Source organism: Chitinophaga pendula, from assembly GCF_020386615.1.
Taxonomy (GTDB): Bacteria; Bacteroidota; Bacteroidia; order Chitinophagales; family Chitinophagaceae; genus Chitinophaga; species Chitinophaga pendula.
Genome location: NZ_CP077769.1, coordinates 3651878 through 3672510 on the forward strand (window position 1 = coordinate 3651878; position 20633 = coordinate 3672510).

20 protein-coding genes are annotated in these 20633 nt (G+C 49.8%); 9 read left to right on the forward strand and 11 right to left on the reverse strand.

All coding sequences use genetic code 11. The features are described 5' to 3' along the window. Positions 1-44: 44 nt before the first annotated feature. Positions 45-2645: a M1 family metallopeptidase gene (locus tag KTO58_RS12830; RefSeq protein WP_198314920.1), complete on the reverse strand. Its 2601-nt coding sequence runs from the start codon at positions 2643-2645 to the stop codon at positions 45-47. Positions 2646-3050: 405 nt separating this feature from the next. Between KTO58_RS12830 and KTO58_RS12835 the strand changes: the two genes are divergently transcribed. From KTO58_RS12835 to egtD, 6 genes are all read left to right on the forward strand, one after another. Next, positions 3051-3674, forward strand: coding sequence for a hypothetical protein (locus KTO58_RS12835; RefSeq protein ID WP_157752991.1), 624 nt, complete (start codon positions 3051-3053; stop codon positions 3672-3674). A gap of 145 nt (positions 3675-3819) precedes the next feature. Next, positions 3820-5196, forward strand: a complete 1377-nt coding sequence (locus tag KTO58_RS12840; protein ID WP_095838983.1) for a mercuric reductase — start codon at positions 3820-3822, stop codon at positions 5194-5196. A gap of 74 nt (positions 5197-5270) precedes the next feature. Next, a complete protein-coding gene (locus KTO58_RS12845; protein WP_095838982.1) occupies positions 5271-6227 on the forward strand; it encodes an ABC transporter ATP-binding protein in 957 nt (318 codons plus the stop codon). 3 nt (positions 6228-6230) lie between these two features. Beyond that, positions 6231-7802: an ABC transporter permease/substrate-binding protein gene (locus KTO58_RS12850; protein WP_095838981.1), complete on the forward strand. Its 1572-nt coding sequence runs from the start codon at positions 6231-6233 to the stop codon at positions 7800-7802. 13 nt (positions 7803-7815) lie between these two features. Further along, the gene (gene egtB / locus KTO58_RS12855; RefSeq protein ID WP_095838980.1) at positions 7816-8964 is read left to right on the forward strand and encodes an ergothioneine biosynthesis protein EgtB; all 1149 of its coding nucleotides are present in this window, start codon (positions 7816-7818) and stop codon (positions 8962-8964) included. Between the two features lie 53 nt (positions 8965-9017). Further along, complete coding sequence (gene egtD / locus KTO58_RS12860) at positions 9018-10004, forward strand: L-histidine N(alpha)-methyltransferase (protein ID WP_225860234.1); 987 nt, start codon at positions 9018-9020, stop codon at positions 10002-10004. On the opposite strand, the gene KTO58_RS12865 is transcribed toward egtD, so the two are convergent. The 4 genes from KTO58_RS12865 to KTO58_RS12880 form a co-directional block, all read right to left on the reverse strand. After that, entirely contained in the window at positions 10005-11192 is a 1188-nt protein-coding gene (locus tag KTO58_RS12865; RefSeq protein WP_095838979.1) for an aminotransferase class V-fold PLP-dependent enzyme, read from the reverse strand. A 28-nt stretch (positions 11193-11220) separates the two neighbouring features. Further along, positions 11221-11619: a response regulator gene (locus KTO58_RS12870; protein WP_157752990.1), complete on the reverse strand. Its 399-nt coding sequence runs from the start codon at positions 11617-11619 to the stop codon at positions 11221-11223. A gap of 109 nt (positions 11620-11728) precedes the next feature. Continuing rightward, complete coding sequence (locus tag KTO58_RS12875; protein ID WP_095838977.1) at positions 11729-12196, reverse strand: hypothetical protein; 468 nt, start codon at positions 12194-12196, stop codon at positions 11729-11731. A gap of 7 nt (positions 12197-12203) precedes the next feature. After that, a complete protein-coding gene (locus KTO58_RS12880) occupies positions 12204-13046 on the reverse strand; it encodes an endonuclease/exonuclease/phosphatase family protein (protein ID WP_095838976.1) in 843 nt (280 codons plus the stop codon). 283 nt (positions 13047-13329) lie between these two features. Here KTO58_RS12880 and KTO58_RS12885 point away from each other — a divergent pair, with 283 nt between their 5' ends. Beyond that, positions 13330-13752, forward strand: a complete 423-nt coding sequence (locus KTO58_RS12885) for a carbohydrate-binding protein (RefSeq protein WP_157752989.1) — start codon at positions 13330-13332, stop codon at positions 13750-13752. Positions 13753-13755: 3 nt separating this feature from the next. Here the strand turns inward: KTO58_RS12885 and KTO58_RS12890 are convergent, their stop codons facing one another. Then, on the reverse strand, positions 13756-14064 hold the full coding sequence (locus KTO58_RS12890) for a hypothetical protein (protein ID WP_157752988.1): 309 nt from the start codon (positions 14062-14064) through the stop codon (positions 13756-13758). A 62-nt stretch (positions 14065-14126) separates the two neighbouring features. Then, complete coding sequence (locus KTO58_RS12895; RefSeq protein ID WP_095841583.1) at positions 14127-14840, reverse strand: DNA alkylation repair protein; 714 nt, start codon at positions 14838-14840, stop codon at positions 14127-14129. 142 nt (positions 14841-14982) lie between these two features. On the opposite strand from KTO58_RS12895, the gene KTO58_RS12900 reads away from it, so the two are divergent. Continuing rightward, positions 14983-15111, forward strand: coding sequence for a dodecin domain-containing protein (locus KTO58_RS12900; protein WP_225860235.1), 129 nt, complete (start codon positions 14983-14985; stop codon positions 15109-15111). A 348-nt stretch (positions 15112-15459) separates the two neighbouring features. Here KTO58_RS12900 and KTO58_RS12905 read toward each other — a convergent pair whose 3' ends face one another. The 4 genes from KTO58_RS12905 to KTO58_RS12920 form a co-directional block, all read right to left on the reverse strand. After that, on the reverse strand, positions 15460-17460 hold the full coding sequence (locus KTO58_RS12905) for a LamG-like jellyroll fold domain-containing protein (protein WP_095838973.1): 2001 nt from the start codon (positions 17458-17460) through the stop codon (positions 15460-15462). Positions 17461-17779: 319 nt separating this feature from the next. Beyond that, positions 17780-18043 carry an Ada metal-binding domain-containing protein gene (locus KTO58_RS12910; RefSeq protein WP_095838972.1) on the reverse strand — a complete coding sequence of 88 codons (264 nt, stop codon included), beginning with the start codon at positions 18041-18043 and terminating at the stop codon, positions 17780-17782. Beyond that, entirely contained in the window at positions 18040-18750 is a 711-nt protein-coding gene (locus tag KTO58_RS12915) for a 2OG-Fe(II) oxygenase (protein ID WP_095838971.1), read from the reverse strand. The genes KTO58_RS12910 and KTO58_RS12915 overlap by 4 nt, the downstream gene beginning before the upstream one ends. A gap of 29 nt (positions 18751-18779) precedes the next feature. Then, positions 18780-19619, reverse strand: coding sequence for a bifunctional transcriptional activator/DNA repair enzyme AdaA (locus tag KTO58_RS12920; protein WP_095838970.1), 840 nt, complete (start codon positions 19617-19619; stop codon positions 18780-18782). 701 nt (positions 19620-20320) lie between these two features. Between KTO58_RS12920 and KTO58_RS12925 the strand changes: the two genes are divergently transcribed. Then, on the forward strand, positions 20321-20503 hold the full coding sequence (locus KTO58_RS12925; RefSeq protein ID WP_095838969.1) for a microviridin/marinostatin family tricyclic proteinase inhibitor: 183 nt from the start codon (positions 20321-20323) through the stop codon (positions 20501-20503). Positions 20504-20633: the final 130 nt, after the last annotated feature.

Consider the following 20633-nt stretch of genomic DNA (forward strand, 5'->3'; position numbering starts at 1 on the left):
TGCTCCCCGAAGAGGAACAGGCCCTATTAAACAGAGAATATCTTCTATTTGAAATCCTGGTCTTTTAATCCGCTGTTCACTTTCAGGGAAGCGTTTTTAAATGACAGCTCATGCCCCTGCATCTTGGCACTCCTCGTATGCGGGAACTTCACACCATTCACTTCCTTGTAATCCGAATAGTTGGTAGATGCTTCATCGTCACTGGCATGGATGGTCTGCTGTAATTTAAGACCGGTCGCCACGCTGTAATAGTTTTTGATCACCACTTTAGCTGGTGTAGTAACGGTCACTAAATAAGCATCTTCTCCATTTACGGTAGTCAGCGACGGATCTAATACCACCTGATTACCGGAATTGCTATAGTCGAGCTCAGGAAATAACGCTACTGTTTCTTTCAGCGCCTGTTTCCTGGCATCGTTGAGATCAGGCACCGCCTGGTTCATCGCCGTCAGTTTGATATCGCTGCCATTGATGATCACTTTTGTAATCAGCATATTGTTCATAGCAGGCACGACTATATCCATATAAAACTGCCCAGGTCGTTTAGCCTTTGAAGTGAGTATCACTTCTGCGCCTTCTACTTCTGCTTTTTCTATCGTCGTTACATCTTTTATAGCCTTCACTTTATCTGCACCACCGATGGCATCTATATATTTATTCAATACGGATGTCACCGTACTACCTGCGGGTAATGGCTTGGTACTACTGGTTTTCAGTGTATTATTGGAAGGATCGATATCGGGGAAGTCTCCATTCGGATCGATTACCACATCTGTGACATTGGAAGTGGATGGATATTGGAATGTCCAGGTCCCACCACGCTGCCATACCTCTACCGGTAAACGCACGGTATCGCTTTTCCCGTTACTTTCTCTTACAAATACCACTACCGGCATAGGCAGCTGCTCTTTGTTTTCGATGGTGATAAGCGCGCCATTCGCAGGATCTCCTTTTACATATTTTACTTCTTTTACGGCCTGATCCAGCTTCCAGCTGTTAAAGAACCATCCTTTCCAAAACCAGCTCAGGTCTTCGCCAGCTACGTTCTCCATCGTGCGGAAGAAATCCCAGGGTGTCGGATGTTTAAATGCCCAACGGTCGATATACGTCCTGAAGGCATAGTCAAAACGTTCCGGGCCTAATATCTGGTTACGTAACAGTTTCAATCCCAGTGCCGGCTTGTAATAAGCTTCAGCGCCCAGGTTATTGTTTTGTATAACATCGGGAATATGCATGATAGGCTCGGCCGTTTTACCAAAGAGATATTTGGCAGCGGACTGAACGGATTGTTTACGGCTGTATTCTCCTTTGTTAAAGTCTACGGTAGCGAAGTCATTGATGAAAGTATTAAACCCTTCATCCATCCAGGCATATTTACGTTCATTAGAACCTACGATCATCGGAAACCAGTTGTGTCCGAACTCATGGTTGGTAACACCCCATAGGCCGCCTTTGGTACTTCTCCAATGACAAAATACAATACCAGGATATTCCATCCCTCCTGTTATACCGGCTACGTTGGTAGCTACCGGATAAGTGTAGGGGAACCATTTCTCTGAATAATGTTCGATACAGGCTTTGGTATATTCCGTAGAACGACCCCAGGCACCATCGCCAGCGCTCTCTACCGGATATACGGATTGTGCCAGTGCTTTTTTCCCATCAGGCAGGTTCATTCTGGCAGCGTCCCATATGTATGCTTTCGATGCTGTAAAGGCTACATCGCGTGCATTTTTGCATACAAAATGCCAGGTCAGATTACCTTTGCGCGCTTCCGGCTTCACTACATCCGCACTATCACGGATCATCACAGTCGCATCGCTGTTACGCGCTTTGGCCAGACGGGCAGTTTCTGTTGCCGTAAGTACCTGCGCAGGATTGGTCAGCTCTCCGGAACCGGCAACTACCACACCTGCCGGCGCGGTAACAGTATAGTCGAAGTTACCATACTCCAGGTAGAACTCGCCAGCGCCTAAATAAGGCAAGGTATTCCAACCAAGTACATCATCATATACCGCCATACGGGGATACCATTGCGCCAACTCATACATCCAGCCGTTACGGGTCTTTAATCTACCCATACGGTCGGTACCATATTCAGGAATAGTGAAAGCATATTCTACTTTGATCTGCAGGGATGTGCCCTGTTTCATAGATTGTGGTAACTTAATTTGCATACGCGTATCCGTTACCAGGTAGTTGGCTGGCTGAGATTTGCCATTCACAACGATGTGTACGGACTTCAGTTCATACCCTTGTGTGAAGTTGCGGTTGGCATAACGGCCACCGCTTACTACCGTCGTCGCTTCCGCACGGGAATCTTGCCGGTAGATGTTCTGATCCAGTTGTAACCACAAAAAAGGCAGCGCATCCGGACTGTTATTTTTGTAAGTGATCACCGTAGCACCGCTCAATCTGTGTGTGGCAGTATCCAAGGATACATTGATTGTGTAGTCCGCGGCATTTTGCCAATATTTGGGGCCGGGATTCCCCGCAGCTCCACGATACTCATTTCCGGCACTAGGATAAAAAAGTGGTGCAAATGCCTCATGATGATCATAATTTCCGGCAGTTTGCGCCACACTGACCTGAGAAAAACTCCCGGCCAGCAATAAGGCAGCTAAATAGATTTTGTTTGCTTTCATGTTCCTTCTGAATTATTAGATCTGGATGTATAAATATAGCGACATCCTGCTTCATTTCTACCTGGAAACATATAATTCCCCTATTTCCAGGGATGAACGGTGCCGTCCCATTATCCCAATTACATAGCCCACTATTTTTTTTTACCAACACAACTCTCTACCATAAAGCATTTAACGCTCTTTAACATTTTTTTCACGACTAAGACTAATGGTAAACATTTGTTGGATTGTGTAATATAATTGAGCGCCATGATCAACACCTGTTAACGCTTGCTTTAAGGATTATTTAACATGGAGCAATGAAAAAATAGCAAGGTTTTGGTAACATGGTATACAATGCTTGAAACGGAGATGTTAGCACATTTCCATCATCATCTAATCGTTAATCATATAAATTGAATGACCATGAAAAAGCAACTTCTCAGACTTGGATTAATGGCCGGTATCGGAGCATTTATGCTCACACAAGGTAATGTTCAGAAAGCTTTCGCCTTTGATAGCAAAGCAGTAGACAGCAGCATGACATTGGCCGCCGATAGCGCAGCTGTTTTCGCAGACTCTGCTGCCATGAATGACTCCGCATTCTTTCAATTAGGTGATTCCGCTGCCATTTCTTTCAACGACAGCGCCATGCACATCACAGATAGCGCAGCAATTGAGATATTGGACTCTGCTGCCGTAAAAACTGACAGCGCCACTTTTAGATTGGGTGACTCCTCTCTGGTAAAAGACACCGCTGCCTTCGCAAATGACAGCGCTGCCTTCCACTTCCGTGGCGACTCCGCACGTATCCTGAAAGATAGCGCAGCTGTTATCACCAGAGATACTGCTACCACCATAGTAAAAGATAGCGCAGCAATCCTCGTTGCACGCGACTCTTCCGCTGCTAAAAATGTAGTAGTAAACAAAAGCGATTCTGCTATCATTAAAAAAGACACCAGCCGCACAGCTGTTGACACCAGCGGTAAAAAACCCGTTGCAAAACATAAAGCACACAAAGCAAAAGCTGACTCCTCTAAAGTACAGTAACATTACTGACGCCTTAGATGGAGGAATATAAAAAAAGTGGAACGGACGAGCAGCCGTTCCACTTTTTTTATTGCCCTTACCCTAACACCGGTGGTATAATATTTGAACGGCTTCACTATCTCACCATCACGAAACACCACCGCTCATGAAACATTACGACGCTATTGTGATAGGATCCGGCCAGGGAGGTACACCACTGGCGAAAAAACTAGCCAAAGCCGGATTCCATACTGCCTTAATAGAAAAAAGATATGCCGGCGGTACCTGTGTAAACGATGGCTGTACCCCTACTAAAACCATGATAGCAGATGCCGCCGTCGCACATATCGTTCGTAATGCAGACAAGCATGGAGTTCATATCCACGGACAACCACAAATAAATATACAGGAGATCATCCATCGCAAAAATGAAGTGGTATACCGCTTCCGCCGGGGCACGGAAAAAGGAATAGAAGAAACAAATGGCCTGGAAATGATCTATGGAGAAGCGGTATTTACTGGCAACAAACAACTACATATCACCTGTAACGATGGAAATAGCCTCGACTGCTCCGCCGATAAAATATTCATCAACACCGGCACACGTACACAAATACCCGACATCCCGGGATTACATAAAATACCTTATCTCACTTCCACTTCTTTGTTGGATATAACAGTCATCCCAGCACACCTGATCATACTGGGAGCCGGATATATTGGACTCGAACTGGGACAACTGTTCCGCCGCCTGGGTAGTGAAGTATCCATTATCGAAACAGCAGAACGGCTACTCCCCAAAGAAGATGAAGATGTAAGCAAAGCAATCCGCTCTTTCCTCGAAGAAGAACAAATCACTTTCCACTTACCAGCTAAAGTCAGCCAGGTGGAAGCCGCCGCAGATGGTATCAGCGTGACACTTGACAATGGCACCCGCCTGAATGGCTCTCACTTGCTTGTCGCTGCAGGCAGAACCCCGCAGACAGACCGGCTGCAACCGCGTGCCAGCGGCATTGAGCTGGACAACAAAGGATTTGTCAAAGTGAATGAATACCTGGAGACTAACGTAAAAGGTATCTATGCACTCGGTGATGTAAAAGGTGGACCAGCCTTCACACACATCGCCTACAATGATCACCTCGTGCTGGTCAAACAAATTTTGGATAACCAGCCAACAAGTATTAAAGATCGGGTGTTTCCTTATTGCATGTTCACCGATCCGCAACTGGGACGCGTAGGCATAACCGAACAGGAAGCCCGTCAACAGGGATTGTCCATCAAAGTGGCCTGCCTGCCTATGAGCAGCACTGCCCGCGCGATAGAAACAGGCCAGACAACAGGACTGATGAAAGCAGTCGTGGACGCATCAACTAAAAAAATACTGGGTGCCGCCATTCTCGGCCCCAATGGCGGAGAGATCATGTCCATATTGCAGATAGCCATGAAAGGTAACATCACCTACGAGGAGATCCGCGAACAAATGTTCGCACACCCACTGCTGGCAGAATCACTTAACAACCTGTTTATGACATTGGATGCATAAACGACGCATATACAATCTGAGTACTTATTTCCCCAGCCGGCGCTATGTACGGTTGTCATACAAATTCACGCCGCATGATCCATGTATCCCATGTCTCTAAATCTTTTGATGCCGGTATTAAAGCAGTAGATGATGTATCCTTCGAAGTAGCTACCGGCGAGACCATGATCCTCCTCGGTACCAGCGGTTGCGGTAAGACTACTACGCTGCGTATGCTCAACAGATTGATCGCGCCGGGTGCCGGCACCATCTCCATCGATGGCCACCCCATAGATGCCCAGCCAGTCACCCAGCTCAGACGCAGCATAGGATATGTGCTGCAGGACAATGGACTGTTCCCCCATTATACCGTCGAGGAAAACATTGCCATCGTCCCCCGACTGCTACGATGGGAACCCTCCCGCATCCGGTCACGTACCAACACCTTACTCGAAAAACTACACCTCGATCCGGGTCAATACCTGCAAGCCTACCCTCCTCAGCTGAGCGGCGGACAACAGCAACGCGTAGGCCTCGCCAGGGCACTGGCAGCCGATCCCCCCATACTACTCATGGACGAACCTTTCGGCGCCCTCGACCCCGTCACAAGAGGACATGTAAGACGCGACTTCATGGCCCTCGACGAATTGGTCCAAAAAACCATCGTCATGGTCACACACGATATTCCGGAAGCCTTTGAACTGGCAGATCGCATCTGCCTCATGCACCAGGGCAGGATACAACAGACAGGCGCACCGGCAGACCTGCTCTTCCGCCCTGCTAACGCATTTGTCCGCTCTTTCTTCGACGAACAAAGACTACAATTGGAATTCAATGTGCTAAAGATCAGCGATATATGGCATTTGCTCCCCGATCAGGCACACCCGGTATCCACACAGCCTCCCGCCGATGCAGCCATCACCTACTGGCAAGCCATGGAGCAAATCAGCCAGGCCCCCGATGGCAGGATATATGTACAACACCAGCAAGCCGTCCGTTCACTGGATAGCCAACAACTTCTAACCGCATTCAGGGCCTTTAAAAAACAATAGCGCATGGAGCAACCACCCAGCTTCTGGACATTCCTCTCTCAGCAGTCCGGCAAACTACTGGAACAAACCCTCGAACATATCGGCCTTACCTGCATCTCCTTACTATTCGCAGTAGCCTTAGGCGTACTATTAGGTATACTCATCACCCGTAAACAAAAACTGGCGGGCATCATACTGGGCATCGCCGGCGTATTGCAAACCATTCCCAGCATCGCCCTATTGGGCTTCATGATCCCCTTGCTGGGCATCGGCCCCCGCCCCGCCATCGTCGCCTTATTCCTTTATGCTTTGCTACCTATCATCCGTAATACCTACACAGGCATTATGGGCGTGTCTCCTTCCGTAATCGAAGCCGCCAGAGGCATGGGAATGAGCGAACGGCAGATATTACGCAAAGTACAACTGCCTCTCGCAATGCCCGTACTCCTCGCCGGCATCCGCACCGCCACCGTCATCAATGTCGGCGTCGCCACCCTCGCCGCCTATATCGCCGCCGGCGGACTGGGAGAATTCATCTTCGGTGGCATCGCCCTCAATAATATGAATATGATGCTGGCAGGGGCCATCCCGGCCGCTTTGCTAGCTGTCGCCTTCGACTGGGCCCTCTCCCGCCTGCAACATATGCAGTGGCGACGCACACGCGCCGCCACCTGGAGCCTCCCCGTCCTGTTACTGCTCCTGTCCTCCTTTTACCTCCTCCCCAGAGCCTATGGCAGCAAACTGGTAGCAGGATTCACCCCCGAATTCATGGGCCGAATGGATGGCTACCTCGGCCTAAAAAAAATATATAACCTGCAAATCCGCACAGTGGTCATCAACGATATGATCATGTACAAAGCAGCAGCAGAGAAAAGACTGGACGTCATCAGTGGCAGCAGCACCGACGGCAGGGTCAAAGCCTTCGACCTGCTCGTACTGGACGACGATAAACATATATTTCCACCTTACTACGCCGCCCCCATCGTACGCACCGCCACACTACAACAATATCCCACACTCGCACCTGCGATCAACCTGCTGTCTGGCACTATTAATGATAGCATTATGACAGCACTTAACTACCGGGTGGATCATCTGAAACAAAGCCCGGAGAAAGTAGCTCGGGATTTCTTGCAGGACAAAGGATTACTGCAACCTGGCAGGGGCGGACAGGCAGGCACCATCGTCATCGGCTCCAAGATATTCGGCGATGGATATATACTGGCAAATATGTACAAACTGCTGATAGAAGGTCATACCGACCTGCGCGTAGCTACCAAAACCGGCCTCGGCGGCACCAAAATATGCTTCGATGCCTTGCGTAACGCGCAGATCGATATGTACCCCGAATATAGCGGCACCGGCCTGCTGGCCATCCTCCAGGCAACACCTGCCGTAGTAGATTCCCTCCGGCAGGACCCCGACCGTGTATACAATTATGTAAGACAACAATTCCTGCAACAATATGCGATCACATGGATGAAACCCATCGGCTTCAACAACACTTACGCTCTCATGATGCGGAAACAACAGGCCCATGATCTCCATATCCGGTCCATATCCGACCTGCAGCAATATTTAAAGTCTCATAGGTAACCACCAACTGCTTATGCAACTATCAGAACAATATCGCATCGTAAGAGAAAGATCCATGCAGATCTGCAAACCGCTACACACCGAAGACTTCGTCGTGCAGCCGGTCGTAGATGTCAGCCCTCCAAAATGGCATATGGGACACACCACCTGGTTCTTCGAAACCTTCCTGCTGAAACCCTATGCCAAAGGATACACCGAATTCGATGCTGACTACAACTTTGTATTCAACAGCTACTACGAATCCGTAGGCGCCAGGGTCATCCGCACCGACAGAGGTAACCTGAGCCGCCCGGGTGTAGAAGAAGTAATGCGCTACCGCGCTTATGTAGATGAAGCCATGCAAAATTGGCTGGACACCGAATTACCTCCCTCCTTGCAGGACCTCGTACTGCTCGGACTCAATCATGAAGAACAACACCAGGAACTACTATATACCGATATCAAATATATCCTGGGCCATAACCCGCTGCTACCGGGATACGGCCCCTCTCCGCAACCGCCATCCCCCACGCCGGAACCCCGGCAGCTGATACAAATACCCGCAGGCATCTACGAGATCGGTTTCGCCGGCAATGGCTTCTGCTTCGATAATGAGCTGGGCAGACACAAAGTATACCTGCAGGATTACCAGGTCAGCAGCCAGCTCGTCACCAATGCACAATACCTGGAGTTTGTCAACGCCGGCGGATACCGGGACTTCCGCCACTGGCACGCAGAGGGATGGGACTGGGTGAAAACGCAACAGGTCAACGCCCCCATGTACTGGCACCAGGTAAATGGACAATGGATGCACTACGCCTGGCAAGGACTGCAACCACTGCCCCTCGAAGACCCCGTATGTCATGTGAGTTATTACGAGGCCGCCGCCTACGCCTCCTGGGCAGGAAAAAGATTGCCCACAGAAGCAGAATGGGAAGTCGCTGCCACCCAATTCCACTGGGGACAACGCTGGGAATGGACAGAAAGCGCCTACCTCCCCTACCCGGGTTTCATCAAAGCACCAGGCGCCATCGGCGAATACAACGGCAAGTTCATGGTCAACCAAATGGTACTGAGAGGTGCCTCCGAAGTGACCAGCCCCGGACATAGCCGCATCTCTTATCGCAACTTCTTTCATGCACCGCTACGCTGGCAGTTTACCGGCATCCGGCTGGCAGAATAGTCCGATCCAATATCCCCCTACCCGATTTTTTTGTAAACCTGTAAATCATGTGTATGAGCATCATAACCACCTCCACGCGCTCAGGTGCCATCGGGCAACAAACCTCCGCTTTCTACAAAGATGTCATCATGGGACTACGATCCCCGGAGAAAAAACTGGATGCCAAATACTTCTACGACGCAGCAGGCGATCACCTCTTCCAGCAGATCATGCAATGCCCGGAATACTATCCCACCCGCTGCGAAATGGAAATACTCAGCCGCCAGTCAGCAGATATCGTACAGGCCATCCTGCGCCATAGCCGCGAATTCGATGTCGTAGAACTGGGCGCCGGAGATGCCACCAAATCTATCCACCTCCTCCGGCAACTGAGAAGACAACAACTCAGCTACACCTACTTCCCGATAGATATCTCCGCTAACGTGATCAGCTCGCTCGAAAGAGACCTCCCGCCACAGTTACCGGGTACACAAGTACAAGGCCTCAATGGAGAATATTTCGACATGTTGCGGGAAGCAGGCACACGCTCCCATCGCAATAAGGTGGTACTGTTCATGGGCGCCAATATCGGCAACTTCACCCGCACGGAAGCTCTCTCCTTCTGCAAGACCATCCGCCGCGAACTGCAACCGGGCGACCTGCTGCTCACCGGATTCGACCTCAAAAAACATCCGCAGCTCATCCTCGATGCTTATAACGACCGACAAGGATACACCCGCGATTTCAACCTCAACCTGTTAAGACGTATTAACCGCGAACTGGGTGCCGACTTCGACCTCAACCAGTTCGAACATTACCCCACATACGATCCGCAGACCGGCGCCTGCAAAAGCTACCTCGTCAGCCGCACCGATCAGCAGGTACATATCGGCGAAGTAGTCATCCACTTCCGCGAAGGAGAACCCATCTACATGGAGATATCCCAGAAATACAGCATACCGGAAATAGAAAACCTGGCAGCCGAAGCAGGTTTCTACCCGGCTACCAGGTTCACCGACTCCCGGTCCTGGTTCATGGATACCCTATGGGTATGCAAATAATTATTTCATTGATAACGTGCGTAACGCGTCTAACAGGCGCGTTACCTCTTCCGCCGTATTGTAATAGTGAGGAGAAATACGCAAAGCCCAGTCCACCCGCTTATGCTCAAAGTCAATCACAGCACCGCCCTTACGCGTGCTCACACTGGTGTTAATATCCAATGACCGCAGATGATCCACTACCTCCTGACCTGCCTTACCAGGGATCGCTACCGTAATAATACTACTCAGCTCCTTCCCCTTATCCAACAAGTGCATCCCGTCTATCCCTCGTATACCCTCCCGCACCTGCTCGCAAAGCTGGTGATTATAAGCAGCCACCTCCTTCATGTCCAGATCGTTGGCATATTCTAAGGCGACCTTGGTACCCAGCATCAGCGCATAAGGCTGCTCCCAGTCCTCAAAACGCGTCGCCTGCGCATTCGGCTCAAATATATTCTGCGAACTCCATGTCGCACCGTGCATATCAATAAACAAAGGAGATAACTGCCGCTCCAACACCGCATCCGATACATACAGAAAGCCCGTACCGCGAGGCCCGCGCAGGAACTTACGCATCGTCGCACAAAGAAAATCACAGCCTATCTCCGCCACATCCAACGGCAACTGCCCCACCGACTGACAAGCATCTACCAGGTACAAAATGCCCTCCCGCCGGCAAATACGTCCCACCTCCGCTACCGGCTGCACCAACCCAGTATGACTGGGTACATGCGTCAACGATATCAGCTTCGGACGATGCTGCAATACCAACCGCTCCACATCCGACACATCGACACCCCCCTCCGGCAACGATGCCGCTCGTACTAACCGGATGCCCATCCGCTGCTGCAACGACAGAAAAAATATCTGGTTGGAAGAATAATCATCTTCCGCAATGATCACCACATCCCCCGCTCCCAACGGTACCGCAGACAATGCCTTGGCAAAGGAATTCGTCGCACTCGAGGTAAATGCCATATTACGGGGCTGCCCCTTCACCAACGCCGCCGCCGCATCGTAAAATCCCTTCAGCTCCTTATCCATCATCGCCTCCGCCTCATAACCACCATTGGCGATCTCCAAAGTCATATAACGATTGATAGCTTCAATAACCGGCTGCGCCATCAACGAAGATCCTGCGTTATTAAAATGCGCTTTAGTCTTACATCCGGGCGTTTCTCTCCGAACTTGTTCCAGGTTTATCATGTTTAAATTGATCTTTTCACTCCGTTAATTACAGCCTTCCGAAAATATTGTTCAATATTTCTTTTAACTCCGTTAAAGTACCGGGTTTCGTTACAAACCGATCCGCTCCCGCCGCCAGACACCGGTCAATATCACGCTGGCTCGAAGAAGTAGAATACATGATCACAGGAATAGCCTGCACCGCCGACGCCTCCTGCTTGATCATACGCAATAACTCCATCCCGTCCAGCCGCGGCATGTTCAGATCCAGGAAAATATAATCCGGTAACCGCAAACCACTCCCATGCAACTGCTGCATCGCCGCCTGCGCATCCATCGCAGATCGCAATTCCGCATCGCTCGTCAGGGCATGTAATGCCAAATGAAAAATCTCGTGCTCATCCACATCATCATCTACCAAAAGACAGGTAATCGAAGGTTGCTTCATATTGTAAAGTAAATACATTTTTGTATCGCGCTACAGTACTCGTATCGTTAATTTGGAAAAATCTCAACAGGCCCTCTAATAAGCAACTAAACAAACTGTTCAATGACAACTACTCAAATGGATATTTCAAAGTACGGGATTCTTCATATAACTCTACCTGGGTCATCAGGTTAATGATCAACGTCTCTACAAAAGCGGACTGCATAAAATCAGTCAACGCCTCCAGGAACCCGTCAAATTGCTTGAATATCCCCTTACTCACCGGGTTGTTCTCATACACCGTCAGCTTCACCGGATACACACTCCCCGCTATCTGCTCTATCTCCAGCAACCGGTATAAATACCCCTTCGCAATCGGCGCAATAAAGTAAAAAGCAAATACCAAGTTCTCCCGGTCCCCTCCCTTCCCATCCTTCTTCAGCTTGTAAGACTCCACCACGTTGGCAAACAACTTTTTGTTATACTTCTCATTCACCGCCTTCGACAACTCTATCAATATCCCATAAGGTGTATTACCCTTATGATCGTCAATTTTCTTTTCAGAAACATTAGGCAATACTTGCTTGATATCCAGCATAACGCAATTAGAATTTAAGGTGAAAGGAAAGAGGCAGATGATCAGAATATCCCACATCATCAGGCTCCCCGCCGGCGTTAACAAAAGTATGACCGTTCTTCGCTGTAAGATACCTGATGGAGCCCATTACCAGGTGATCAATGACCGCGGCCCGTAACAACACAATATCGAATACATTCCAGTAAATAGCTTCAGAATCCGTCGTCGTATGGTAGTAAAAACTGCCCGGTTGTTTCAGTTGGCCCGATGCCATCTCATGATCCCCTAAAAAACTCCACATCGGATTGTAAAAGTAATCATATTTATTGTAATGGAAGGTCCTCGCAGACCGCTGCGCAATCACCCGCGACAACGTCGCATTGAACCCGTGCGGCGATATCATCCCGTGCTCAAAAGGATTCATATTGAAATCACCAATAACGATCGTACGCTTATGTCCCCGCTGCACCTCCATCTCCGTAAGATAGTTAGCATAGATGTTCGCCAGATCCGACTGCGTCGCCCCCTGATAATACAACTTACTGGGAAAATGAAGCCCGCTCACCATGATCTCCTCAAAACCCGGCACATGCAATACCGCATGCACCAAACGACCCGTCGGACTTACCGATACATGCGACAGCGTAAACCCCGCCTCACGTGAAAAGAATTTAGGCGTATAATGACCGTGATCACCCGGAAATACAGAACACACCCGCCGCAATCCCGTCAACCGCTCCAACATCGCATCATCAATCCCTGTCGCCTCTGCCAACAACAAAATGTCCACGTCAGTGCTGATATCCCTGATCACACTTTCGAATGTAGGCCGCTCGTTGATATTCCAAAACAAACAATTCAATATTGGCATAGTAGGATGAAGATAACAGGGGCTTCCTCTCTTAAAGATAACCAATAAACATGGTCCAAAAAAGCCGTACTTCCCACCTTATTCCCACTCCCTGGCCCACTGCCATCACACTACAGCACTAACACTGCCGCCCCCCATCACCGTTAATAACAACTCATTGTTATTAAATTAAATAATTACGATATATATCAACGAAAAAGATTATTTTTGATTTTTTCGTTATATGTATGCCGTCCCGCCCACCAGCAAGACAGCAAACAAACATGCGCACACCCTTGACCTTATGAAATGTATCCTATTCCTCCTTTTACTGCTGCCGGTAATTCCTGCACTATGCCAGGCCATGCCAGCTGCCAAAGAGAAGGAAAAAGGAAAAACATTCCCCATGAACGATAAAACCATCCTCGCATTCGCACAGGTCAACCTCGGCCAGGGCGAATATGGATTTATAGTAGAAGTACAGTGCAAAACACAACAGAAGAATACCCGCATCGAATTCCGCGCAGATACCCCCAAAGGAAAACTTATCGGCGCTCTCAAAATCACCTACACCGGCGATACCACCCGCATGTTCCGCTTCTCCGGCATCCCGCAGCATGCCTGGGGCATACATGATCTCTACCTCGTCGCCAGAGGCTCCGGCAGCAATCTCTTCACCATCCACTCCTTCACCTTCAGCCGCTGGGACGCCCTCTTCCTCTTCTGATACCTATAGCCGGATCGTCGTACTCGTATCCTTCACCGGCACACCGGCCGGCGCCTTCGATGGCGCCGCAACAGGCGCCGCCGTCGCACCTCGATGCCCATCATCCGACGGCAACATACCCATACGCCGCATCTCCTTCCGCTCCTTCTTATTAAATAATTGCTGGGGATGCCTGTCAGGTTTTAACTTTTGCTCAAATACCCGCTCCGCTCCAATCGCCGGAGCCGATTTAGGGGCACATCCCACTTGTAAAAGCATTAACGCCACCACAGGCGTCCATAAAGATGGGTAAACAGGTTTCCTTGCATTCATATGACCCTCCGTTATACGTTCTTAACGGTATGCCTGCAAGTTTATTGCCACTAATGATCTGCTTAGCAAAATGCCGTCTTTTTCTTTTTACCCACACGCCCCGCATCCACCACCTTCTCAATATACGTCGTCGCCAACGGCACCTTACACGCCGTCCCCCCCAGCTCCACCTCCACAACACCTATCTTCGCCGCCACCCGACGAGCCTCCTCCAGCAACGCGGGCACAAAACTACCCGCCGCTATCACAAACCCATTCATCGTATACCGCGTCCGGTTAGCCGCCCCATGCACCTCCCGCTCCACCCGATGCAACAACCACCGGATCTCCGCCATATCCAGCTGCTCATCCGCCGTAATAGACAACAGGTTGCTGTAAGTACTCCACCCCGCCGCCTGCAACTGCTCCGCCGCACTGTCCATCCACTCCATCGCCAATTCCCGCCCATACCGGCTCTCTGAAGCCGTCCACGCTACCGTATATTCAGACAACATATACCAATTGGCCTTCACCGCCCACGCATGCAACTCCTCCTTGCTCATCTGCTGAGGAGCCGAGATCAAACCCGCCAGGTACATCGCATCACTATTCCCCGTATCATACAACGCCAGCGACAACTCATGCTCGTGCTTCAGCTTCAACCGCTGCTGCAACGCCTTCAGATCCCCCACCTTCACACCATACATAGGCCCCGTCGCCCCATGATTGCGGAATATTTTCCTGGTTTGCTCCGTACCCAGCTTTTCCAGCTCCCGGAGAATCGTTTGTACGTCCATAAATTTTACATTGCTTCTATCATCATACCAGCAGATCACCCTGCCGCGGTATCCACTAATATAAGATTTTCCACATGCCGCCACCCCACCCACGGCATAGTTTTTTATATTCGACAACGCTATCCCGTAAACCGTGACAGAAGTGGCTAAAACCATTCACAACATCGGTTCCGTATATGTAAATGACTTCAAGGTACATGTACAGCATGGTGAAGTAAGTTCCCATGGCGTCACCTGTAATGTCTCCTTCCGCGTCGACGGCCGGCAATAACCGGCGGATATAGGTCACATTTTTTCTTTCATAAACACTGGTAGGCTGACCATCGTGGTCAGCCTTTTTTCCACCCCCTCTCTCCCTCACTCGATAACCTTTCCGGCTCCTTCCTATAACATTCCTGTATCATTCCTATAGCATTCGTATAGTCATTGTATAAGCTAGGCATATAGTTGCATATACAATCACTATACAACGCTTATACCTCCTATATGCAACAAATATGCAATCCACTGACTGTCAATATGCTAAAACATATTAGCGCTACAACCCCTTGGCTATCAGCTCCTTAAAACAAAAAAGGCTGCTCCTGAAGGAGCAGCCTCTAAAACAACAGGCCGTAGCTTACCTGTTCAGGATAATCTTAGTAGCCAGACGACGCTTGTCGGCAGTATGTACCTGTATCAGGTAAGTACCACCAGGAATGCCAGCTGGCAATTGTATACTGTTAGATTGCAGCGCCTGACGGTATACCTGTCTGCCTTGCAGATCAGTTACCGTAACAACGCCACCTTTCAGGGCTTTCTCACCGCTGATAATGATCAATCCGGTAGATGGGTTCGGATATACCTGCAGCGCTTCTATCTTCGATGCCGGCGCCACAGACGGACTTACCATCGTACGTGCACCGCTTTCACGGGTAGTCGTCAGGCTGAACGTATAACTGCGGAAGAAGTTGTGCGCCTCCTGTGCAGACAATGCACGGTTGTAGATATACACCTCATCCAGTTTACCGTCCAGGTTAGCCGTCAGCCCCCCATCCAGCTGTCCAAGCGTAAAGTGATCCGCAGTCGGCGGATAAATGATCGTACCAGAGAATGGCTCCGTAGCCACCAGCTCTCCATTCAGATACAACTTGATGTTCGTACCGTCATAAGTAGCCGTCGCATGATACCAGGTAAAGGCTGCCAGGTTAGTCGTAGAGATCGCAACTGCCTGGGTATTATTAGCCGTTACAATAAAGATCAGCTTGTTGGCTATTACTTCCAGTATCCAGCCACGACGGTCGCCGAGTACAGAATACCCTCCGTTCACCAATGGGTTCACTACACTCACAGAATTCACCGTAAACCAGGTAGATACAGATACTTCCGGTGTCGGGAACGCGGTCGCAGGCAGCGATACCTTATTGCTGCCACCACCAAAGGCGCCAGACTGCTGACAGATCAGGTCAGGGGCAAATGTCACACCGTCCACCGCACCATTGTTACCATTCGGTGTCACATCGTCGCCATTACCATTCAATGGATAATGCGCCAATGGATTAGCAGGCGCCGTACCACATGGTGTCTGCGGAGTTACCTTCACCGTCACCCCTTTACGGGCAGTCACACAACCATTGGAAGAGGCAAAATCAACATAGTAAGTACTGGTCGTCGCTGGACTCACCTGGAAGTTATTACCAATGTACAGCAACGTACCTCCTACCGGCGAATCGTACCAGTACACCGTATTGATACCTGCATTCAGCGCCGTCAGCGTAGCAATATCCTTGAAGAAGATAGGAATCGTATCCGCTGCCACTACCGGGAAGTCCGGTCGCTGGCTTACCACCACCGTCGCAAAACCAAGAGCACTGCTGCAACCCCCTCTTACATACAATGCCGCATAAGTAGTACTCACACTGGGCGACACCTTGAACGTATTGCCACTGTGGATACCGGTAACACCCGTAGTGCTGGAATACCAGATCACCGTAGCACCCGTATCCACCGGTACTGACAACGTCACACTGTCACCGCTACAAATGCTGCTGGCATTAGGCGTGATCACCGGCGCCGGCAAGGTCACCGTCTCCCGGTTCGCATAATACAAACGGAAATTTTGCAACAATCCGAGCAAACCACCGCTCAGCGTCACCTTCACCCGGTCGAACTGTTTGGTAGGCCTTATATGCACCTCCGCACGGGTATTGTTCTGCAACAAACGTACAATGTCGGCAGATAATACACGGGAATCATTGTTAGGCGTAGACCCGTTAAAAGTCTGTACCGTCACCGCACCAAACAAGCTCAGCGACAACACAGAATTGCCGCTGCCGACACCAATGAACAAGGAATCACATCCCGTATTACTGGGAGCAGGAAAAATAAGTGTCTGCTCCACACTAACACCGGCAAGACCTAGGCTGATGTTAAACGTGGAAAAATCGTCAATGTTAGGCCCTACCGCATTGTTAGGGTCCGTAACACCACAAAAAAGACAAATGCCATTCACCTGATTCACCTGCGAACTGGCAAACACCTTCTGGGCATGCACCTGTACACTAAAGAGAAAAAGAAAAAATGGCATTAACAGCATACATAACATGCTGGATCGCGTCAGCGAATGTGTAGATGTCTTCATAAAGAGGATAGTTTTGGGTTTTTTGGGTTAATGAATGACAAACATTTGATGTCCGGGGGGTACAATGGCTATAGTAACAAAATGATCATGGAATATTAGAACAATGGACTCGGCTCACTGGCTGGGATATTGCTATCGGTCCGGGCCGCCCTTACATGCATTACAGCAAAGGTATCATGCATGAAATGAAGACAATACGCAGTGTAGCTTTTTTATAAAATTTAATGCCAAAAAAGCAGTCACTCCCTGGCAACGCCACCCAATTAAACCCTGACACAACCAATAAAACAAGCAGTGACACCCCCTGGGGTAGCACTGCTTACAAAGGTCGTTCCCTCCACCGCCGGTAAGCCGCCGGCATACAATGCCCGCATGGCCGGTAACCCGCCGCAGCCGCCTCCCCGGCTCCGGCAAAAAACACCCGGTTCTCCGCTTTCATCTGCCGGCCCGACACACAGTCCAACCGGCCATATATCTTCAGCCGCCGGTTACCTGCCAGCACGATCGCACCCGCATCCACCAACGCCTTCAACCGCCGTGCCCGCGCAAAAGGCCCGTCCCCCAATGACACATGCCGGATCATACCGCATCGTGAAAAATGATCCCTACCGTATACCGCCGCCCTTCCTGCACCTCGCTGACACCGTGTTTCATATTCACCCGGTAATACCCCCTACTCCCCTTTACCGGCCGGAAATTCGTCGTAAACAACAACAGGTCCCCCTTACCGGGCCGCAATACATATGCCCTCGACTGCGCCCGCGGCCGCTGCTCCAACAACACAAACTCCCCACCGCTATACGCCTCTTCAGGGTCGTTCAGGAACAATACCGCCTGTATCGGAAAGAAAAGATCCCCGTACAGATCCTGGTGCAGCGTATTATACCCGCCTTTCCCATATTGCAGGATCAGCACCGTCGGCTGCGTCTGCCCCGCCGCCGCACAACGGGCCTGCCATTCCGCCAGCTCCGCCGGATAACGGGTTTCCTGCTCCAACACCTGCATCCAGGTATTGGCCACCGGCGCCAGCTGCGGATAAATATGCGTCCGCAACTGCTGCAAAATATCCGGCAACGGATAACGATAGTACTTATACTCCCCCGCCCCAAAACGATATCGCTCCATCGTGATCGTCTTCCGGTAATGACCAGCAGTCGTATAATCCGCCTGCAAATCGGCACATTCCGCGTCTTTCAATACACCTGGCAATATCGCATAGCCATGACCGTGCAGGCTGGCAGCCGCCGCCTCCCAGTCCAGCCGCCCCAGACGCGCTGCTATAGTATCCATGTAAAGTGAGATTAAAAGTGAAGAAAATATCAGGCTTCCACCTCCGTATCCGTACGGGCAGCCTCCCAACCGATGATGGCCTGCTTACGCGCATCACCCCAATGATAATTCCCCAACACACCGGTAGATTTGATGATACGGTGACAAGGGATCAGGAACGCCACCGGGTTGTCTCCCACCGCCGTACCTACCGCCCTGCTGGCGCCAGGATGCTGTATCACCCCCGCTATATCCCCATAGGTAGCCAGCCCGCCCATAGGTATCCTTAACAATGCCTCCCATACCTTCAGCTGAAACGGCGTCCCCTTCAGATGCAGTTTGATCTCTCCCAACCGGCTCCAGTCCTGCGTGAAAATGTACAACGCATGCTGCTGTATCGTATCCACCATCTGCACATAACTCGCCTGCGGAAACTCCCGCTGCAGGATCAATAACGCCGCTACCGGATCATCCGCAAATGCCATATGACAGATCCCCTTCTCCGTAGCCGCTACCAGGATATTACCAAACGGACTCTCCGCAAAACTGTAATTGATCACCAGCGCCCTCCCCCCTTGCTTATACTCGCCAGGCGTCATCCCCTCTATCGTCACAAATAAATCATGCAGACGACTCGTCCCCGACAACCCCGTCTCAAAAGCCGCATCCGACAAAGAGGCCTGCTGCGCCTTCAACATTTTCTTCGCATGCCCGATCGTCAGGTATTGCAAAAACTTCTTCGGCGTAACGCCCGCCCACTCTTTGAACATCCGCTGAAAATGAAATGGACTGAGGTACACACTCTCCGCTATCTCGTCCAGGTCCGGCTGCTCCTTGAAATGTGTCTTAATGTATCCGATAGCATGGGCTATCTTATCATAATTGTTCATATCAACCTCTTTTTATAACACAAATGTACAGCGATCCTCTCCCGCACAAAACCCGGAACTTGCGCATTATCCACTACACTTTAACAATGCTTTAGCATATACCCCCCGCCCTCACCTACCCCGCCGCTTATAACCCTGAAATACAATTCTTTGTTCTTATACTCATCCATAAAAAAACAGGCAAATGGTACCACATATCACCCGTTCGGCCATACGCCGTTCATCCATTTTTTTTGTTCTCAACAGAACAAAACATATATTGCAATACCATTAAAAAGGAATTAAACCAACGATGTCAGTGATGAAGAGGTTGGACTTTAAACAACGGAACCCTGCCAGTGATGATCCGTTATTCCGTTAGCTTTTACGCGTAGTGTTGTTTATAAAGGGCAGGATGGGCCCACAGATCCCAACCCCACCCGACTAAAGGACCGCTCTGAAAGGAAACCCATCAATTCTCTTTGACGGTTCAACATTTTCTCTTAAATTCATACATCCTGTTCTATTACAGACTGTCGTTTTTGCTTTATCCGTGGAATATTGACCTGCTATGCCAACCAAGCACCCTTCAGGATCATTCCAATTTGATAATTAACCAGTGCGTGTCATAGCCGGAGAATGCGTTTCCTGATCCGTTAACAGCTTATTATTGATCTATTTAATACTCCCTATTTTTGTTCACCAATAAAAAATGTTAAGCCATGAAAACAAATGCCTCTTTAGTACAACCCTTTTTCGCATTGTTTCTGGAAGCCGCTACCCCAGCTCATTCATCAGTTGCCAACAACGAAAAGTTATTAGGCGCAATCCCCACACATCCGTTAAAAGATGGTGCCGTAACACAAAAATATCCTTCTGATGGAGATGATGGTGTAGAGATCTAATACCCTCAAAAAAGAATAACCATTGAACATACGATGGTGTAGTTGTAAACCCATAGTGCCCGCTGCCGGGCACACACTATTGATACACCTTTTAGCCTGACGCTGCCATTCCATGCGGTAACGAACACGC

What these genes read in the sequence shown, in the direction of transcription:
- KTO58_RS12830 (WP_198314920.1), bottom strand. Translation starts at nt 2,645, where the DNA reads ATGAAAGCAAACAAAATCTATTTAGCTGCCTTATTGCTGGCCGGGAGT.
- KTO58_RS12835 (WP_157752991.1), top strand. Translation starts at nt 3,051, where the DNA reads ATGAAAAAGCAACTTCTCAGACTTGGATTAATGGCCGGTATCGGAGCA.
- KTO58_RS12840 (WP_095838983.1), top strand. Translation starts at nt 3,820, where the DNA reads ATGAAACATTACGACGCTATTGTGATAGGATCCGGCCAGGGAGGTACA.
- KTO58_RS12845 (WP_095838982.1), top strand. Translation starts at nt 5,271, where the DNA reads ATGATCCATGTATCCCATGTCTCTAAATCTTTTGATGCCGGTATTAAA.
- KTO58_RS12850 (WP_095838981.1), top strand. Translation starts at nt 6,231, where the DNA reads ATGGAGCAACCACCCAGCTTCTGGACATTCCTCTCTCAGCAGTCCGGC.
- egtB (WP_095838980.1), top strand. Translation starts at nt 7,816, where the DNA reads ATGCAACTATCAGAACAATATCGCATCGTAAGAGAAAGATCCATGCAG.
- egtD (WP_225860234.1), top strand. Translation starts at nt 9,018, where the DNA reads ATGAGCATCATAACCACCTCCACGCGCTCAGGTGCCATCGGGCAACAA.
- KTO58_RS12865 (WP_095838979.1), bottom strand. Translation starts at nt 11,192, where the DNA reads ATGATAAACCTGGAACAAGTTCGGAGAGAAACGCCCGGATGTAAGACT.
- KTO58_RS12870 (WP_157752990.1), bottom strand. Translation starts at nt 11,619, where the DNA reads ATGAAGCAACCTTCGATTACCTGTCTTTTGGTAGATGATGATGTGGAT.
- KTO58_RS12875 (WP_095838977.1), bottom strand. Translation starts at nt 12,196, where the DNA reads ATGCTGGATATCAAGCAAGTATTGCCTAATGTTTCTGAAAAGAAAATT.
- KTO58_RS12880 (WP_095838976.1), bottom strand. Translation starts at nt 13,046, where the DNA reads ATGCCAATATTGAATTGTTTGTTTTGGAATATCAACGAGCGGCCTACA.
- KTO58_RS12885 (WP_157752989.1), top strand. Translation starts at nt 13,330, where the DNA reads ATGAAATGTATCCTATTCCTCCTTTTACTGCTGCCGGTAATTCCTGCA.
- KTO58_RS12890 (WP_157752988.1), bottom strand. Translation starts at nt 14,064, where the DNA reads ATGAATGCAAGGAAACCTGTTTACCCATCTTTATGGACGCCTGTGGTG.
- KTO58_RS12895 (WP_095841583.1), bottom strand. Translation starts at nt 14,840, where the DNA reads ATGGACGTACAAACGATTCTCCGGGAGCTGGAAAAGCTGGGTACGGAG.
- KTO58_RS12905 (WP_095838973.1), bottom strand. Translation starts at nt 17,460, where the DNA reads ATGAAGACATCTACACATTCGCTGACGCGATCCAGCATGTTATGTATG.
- KTO58_RS12910 (WP_095838972.1), bottom strand. Translation starts at nt 18,043, where the DNA reads ATGATCCGGCATGTGTCATTGGGGGACGGGCCTTTTGCGCGGGCACGG.
- KTO58_RS12915 (WP_095838971.1), bottom strand. Translation starts at nt 18,750, where the DNA reads ATGGATACTATAGCAGCGCGTCTGGGGCGGCTGGACTGGGAGGCGGCG.
- KTO58_RS12920 (WP_095838970.1), bottom strand. Translation starts at nt 19,619, where the DNA reads ATGAACAATTATGATAAGATAGCCCATGCTATCGGATACATTAAGACA.
- KTO58_RS12925 (WP_095838969.1), top strand. Translation starts at nt 20,321, where the DNA reads ATGAAAACAAATGCCTCTTTAGTACAACCCTTTTTCGCATTGTTTCTG.